We start from the raw sequence: 4,049 nt of genomic DNA on the forward strand, positions 1-4,049 counted from the left end.
GTTCCCCGCGCCCCTGAAGGGGCGCCCTGCAGCGCCCCTTCTTTTAGGGGCGCGGGGAACTGCGCGACCAGCCACGACGCACCCGCAGCCGACGGCGCTACCTCGACGGCCGCGACAGCACGATCAGGCTCCGCGCCTCCAGACGCAGCCTCGTGCCCGCCTTCCGCTCGCGTTCGTCCGGCATCCCCTCCGCGTCGGCCGTGTCGAAGAGAATCGTCCAGTGCTCGCCGTAGGAGTCGTCGGGAAGCCGGAAGTCGACCGGTTCCCAGTAGCCGTTGAGGAGCAGCAGGAACGAGTCGTCGACCAGGCGCCGCCCGTAGGGGTCCCGTTCGGCGATGGCGTCGCCGTTGAGGAAGACGCCGACCGAATGCGCGTCGGCGCGCTGCCAGTCCCGGTCGGTCATCTCGCGGGCGTCGGGCAGCAGCCACACCAGGTCGGGCAGCGGCTGCCGGGGATGCGTCGCGGTCTCGCCCAGGAAGAAGCGCCGCCGGCGCAGCACGGGGTGGGCGGCGCGCAGCCCGATGACGTACCGGGTGAAGTCGGTGAGGCTCTGCTGCTCCTCGGTCAGCTCCCAGTCGATCCAGGAGACCTCGTTGTCCTGGCAGTAGGCGTTGTTGTTGCCGCCCTGGGTCCGGCCGAGTTCGTCGCCGTGGCTGAGCATCGGGATGCCCTGGGACAGCAGCAGGGTGGCGAGCAGGTTGCGCTGCTGGCGGGACCGCAGTTCGAGCACCCCCGGGTCGGTGGTCTCGCCCTCCGCACCGCAGTTCCAGGACCGGTTGTGGCTCTCGCCGTCCCGGTCGCCCTCGCCGTTGGCCTGGTTGTGCTTGTCGTTGTACGACACCAGGTCGCGCAGCGTGAAACCGTCGTGCGCGGTGACGAAGTTGACGCTCGCCCGCGGCCGTCGCCTGCTGGCCTGGTACAGGTCGGAGGAGCCGGTGAGCCGGGAGGCGAACTCGCCCAGCGAGCCCGGCTCGGCCCGCCAGAAGTCCCGTACGGCGTCCCGGTAGCGGCCGTTCCACTCCGACCACAGCTGCGGGAAGTTGCCGACCTGGTAGCCGCCCTCGCCCAGGTCCCACGGCTCGGCGATGAGCTTGACCCTGCTGATCACCGGGTCCTGCTGGATCAGGTCGAAGAACGCCGAAAGGCGGTCCACCTCGTGGAACTGCCTCGCCAGGGTGGCCGCGAGGTCGAAGCGGAAGCCGTCGACGTGCATCTCGGTCACCCAGTACCGCAGCGAGTCCATGATCAGCTGGAGCACGTAGGGGTGCCGCATCAGCAGGCTGTTCCCGGTGCCGGTGGTGTCGTAGTAGTGCGCCCAGTCGCCGTCGACCAGGCGGTAGTAGGAGGCGTTGTCGATGCCCCGGAAGGACAGCGTGGGGCCCATCTCGCTGCCCTCGGCGGTGTGGTTGTAGACCACGTCGAGGATGACTTCGAGGCCGGCCGCGTGCAGCGCCTTCACCATCGCCTTGAACTCGTTGACCTGCTGGCCCCGGCTGCCGAAGGCGCCGTAGGCGTTGTGCGGGGCGAAGTAGCCGATGGTGTTGTAGCCCCAGTAGTTGGACAGGCCCCGGTCCTTGAGCACCCCGTCCTGCACGAACTGGTGCACCGGCATCAGCTCGACCGCCGTGACGCCGAGCGAGGTCAGGTGGTCCAGGATCGCCGGGTGCGCGAGACCGGCGTAACTGCCCCTGAGCCGTTCGGGTACCTCCGGATGGGTGAGGGTCAGGCCGCGGACATGGGCCTCGTAGATCACCGAGTCGGAGTACGGCCGCCGGGGCGGGCGGTCGTCGCCCCAGTCGAAGTAGGGGTCGGTGACCACGCCGAGCATGGAGTGCCTGGCGCTGTCGGCCGGGGAGGGCCCGCCGGGGGTGCGTTCGTAGAGCGAGGCGTGGTTGTCGATCTGGCCGTCTATCGCCCGGGCGTACGGGTCCAGGAGCAGCTTCGCCGGATTGCACCGGTGTCCGAGGTCCGGGTTCCAGGGGCCGGTCACCCGGTATCCGTAGCGCTGCCCCGGTCCGACGCCGGGCAGGTAGGCGTGCCAGACGAAGCCGTCGACCTCGGTCATCGGCACCGTCGTCTCGGTGGCGGCGTCGTTCACCAGAACCAGGTCGACCCGCTCCGCGACCTCGCTGAACAGGGCGAAGTTGGTGCCCTGCCCGTCGAAGGAGGCCCCCAACGGGTAGGGGTGCCCGCTCCACACGGGCACCCCTTTCCGGGACTTCCTCGCGGTCACCGGGCGGCTTCCAGAACAGCGTCGGCGGATGCGGCCAACTGGGCGACCGGCAGGTCGCGCGGCACCCGGAGGACCCGGCGCAGCCGGGGCGCCGGCCCGGTCCGGACCAGCGGGACACGTTCCCCGGACCGGGCCCGCTGCGAGAACCAGATGATCTTGCTGCCGGTCTCCGAGGCACAGCAGCCCCAGCCGTCGCTGGTCGCGGCGAGGTGCGCCAGACAGGGGCGCAGGTCCTGGTCGGGGCGGAGATCCCGGTCGTCGTCGCCGATGGCGGTGATGAGGTGCTGCCCGTTCCACCACATCTCGATGGACGTGCGCTTGTCCGTCGCGTGCTGGTCGATGGCGGTCAGCAGCAGTTCGGCACCGCGGCAGACGGGGTCCACGAGGTTGTCGAGATCCCAGTAACGCAGATGGGCGGCCAGTATGCGGCTGACCTGTCCCACCCGTTCCGGGCTGACCTCCACGTCGAGGTGGTAGTAGCAGGGCACTGCGGTCTTCATTGTGGCTGGCTCCTCACCCGCGAAGCTCCCGCTCCCCCTCGCCCGCCCGGAAACGTTCCGGACGCGCAGCGTGAGCGTTGGTCGCTCCTGAGTCACCTTCACTGTGCGGGCGCTACGCCATTCGTGCAACACGAGAGCCGCCTGAGGTGGTTGAAGATCCAACAAGACGCTCGGTCGTCATCCGTGCACCATGAGTGAAAGCCTCGATTCGCCGTAACGGCTCCGTGCCCTTCCGTGCCCGGACGCTCCCCCGCCCCGGGGACACGTGCCCACTCGAGAGCGTCGGAAGGAAAGACACGGCCATGCTGCTACCCGCGAAGGCCGAGGTGGCCCGGCAGCTGCGGCGCTACCGGGCGTGGGAGCGCGTCATGCTCGCCTCGCCGCAGGACCGCGAGGTGCGGTCCACCTTCGAGGACTCGGGCTACACGCTGTGCGTGCTGATGGGCAAGCGCTGCGCCCGGGAGGCGGTGGACGCGGCCGAGCGCTACCTGCGCACCAGCCTCGTCACCTATGTGCGGGAACAGCGGGAACAGGGTGGGCGGCCCCGGCTGACCGAGACGGTCCGGCAGGGCCCGCCGGCGGACCGGCGTTCCGCGAGGCAGTGATCCCGCAGTCGGACCCCGCGGGAGGACAGCGGTCTTCCGGCACACTACGGACCGCGGAGCCGGGCCCCGGGCCCGGCTCCGCGCACGGCGGAGGTGAGACCCATGAAGGCGACGGAGGCCATCGGCCGCGTTCCGGTGCGTGACGTCCGGCCGGCCGTGGAGTGCGGCAGGCGGCCGGTGAAGGCGGTCCCCGGCGAGACCTTCCAGGTCACCGCGACCGTCTTCCGCGAGGGTCATGACGCCGTCGGCGCCAACGCGGTGCTGTGCGACCCCGAGGGCCGGCCGGGCCCGTGGACGCCGATGCGGGAACTGGTCCCCGGCACCGACCGCTGGGGCGCCGAGGTCACCCCGGACGCGACGGGCCGCTGGACGTTCCACGTGGAGGCCTGGAGCGCCCCGCTGGCCACCTGGCGGCAGCACGCCCGGGTGAAGATCCCGGCGGGCATCGACACGGGCCTGGTCCTGGAGGAGGGTGCCGAGCTGTACGAGCGGGCGGCCGCCGGGGTCCCCGAAGGACCCGGGCGCGAGCGGGTGCTTGCGGCGGCCCGGGCCCTGGGCGACGACTCGCTGCCCCTGCACACACGGCTGGCGAAGGCCCTCGCTCCCGAGGTGGACGAGGTGCTGGCGCGTCATCCGTTGCGGGAGCTGGTCACCGTCTCCGAGCCGCTGCCGCTGCTCGTCGAGCGTGAACGGGCCCTGTACGGCTCCTGG

4 protein-coding genes are annotated in these 4,049 nt (G+C 71.1%); 2 read left to right on the forward strand and 2 right to left on the reverse strand.

Annotated elements, in window-relative coordinates; translation table 11 throughout:
* Positions 1-97: 97 nt before the first annotated feature.
* Together glgX and ACWGKQ_RS51905 are read right to left on the reverse strand one after the other, a co-directional pair.
* Complete coding sequence (glgX, locus tag ACWGKQ_RS51900; RefSeq protein ID WP_453299132.1) at positions 98-2,206, reverse strand: glycogen debranching protein GlgX; 2,109 nt, start codon at positions 2,204-2,206, stop codon at positions 98-100.
* A gap of 23 nt (positions 2,207-2,229) precedes the next feature.
* A complete protein-coding gene (locus ACWGKQ_RS51905; protein WP_453299133.1) occupies positions 2,230-2,733 on the reverse strand; it encodes a pep a2 in 504 nt (167 codons plus the stop codon).
* A 302-nt stretch (positions 2,734-3,035) separates the two neighbouring features.
* Here ACWGKQ_RS51905 and ACWGKQ_RS51910 point away from each other — a divergent pair, with 302 nt between their 5' ends.
* Positions 3,036-3,338: a DUF5133 domain-containing protein gene (locus ACWGKQ_RS51910; RefSeq protein WP_453299134.1), complete on the forward strand. Its 303-nt coding sequence runs from the start codon at positions 3,036-3,038 to the stop codon at positions 3,336-3,338.
* Positions 3,339-3,440: 102 nt separating this feature from the next.
* On the forward strand, positions 3,441-4,049 hold a 609-nt coding region (locus ACWGKQ_RS51915), incomplete at its 3' end, for a maltotransferase domain-containing protein (protein ID WP_453299135.1).

The organism is Streptomyces sp. NPDC054770 (assembly GCF_053611985.1).

Bases quoted from the DNA above. Each gene is read 5' to 3' on its own strand.
- ACWGKQ_RS51905 (WP_453299133.1), bottom strand. From the start codon at position 2,733: ATGAAGACCGCAGTGCCCTGCTACTACCACCTCGACGTGGAGGTCAGC.
- ACWGKQ_RS51910 (WP_453299134.1), top strand. From the start codon at position 3,036: ATGCTGCTACCCGCGAAGGCCGAGGTGGCCCGGCAGCTGCGGCGCTAC.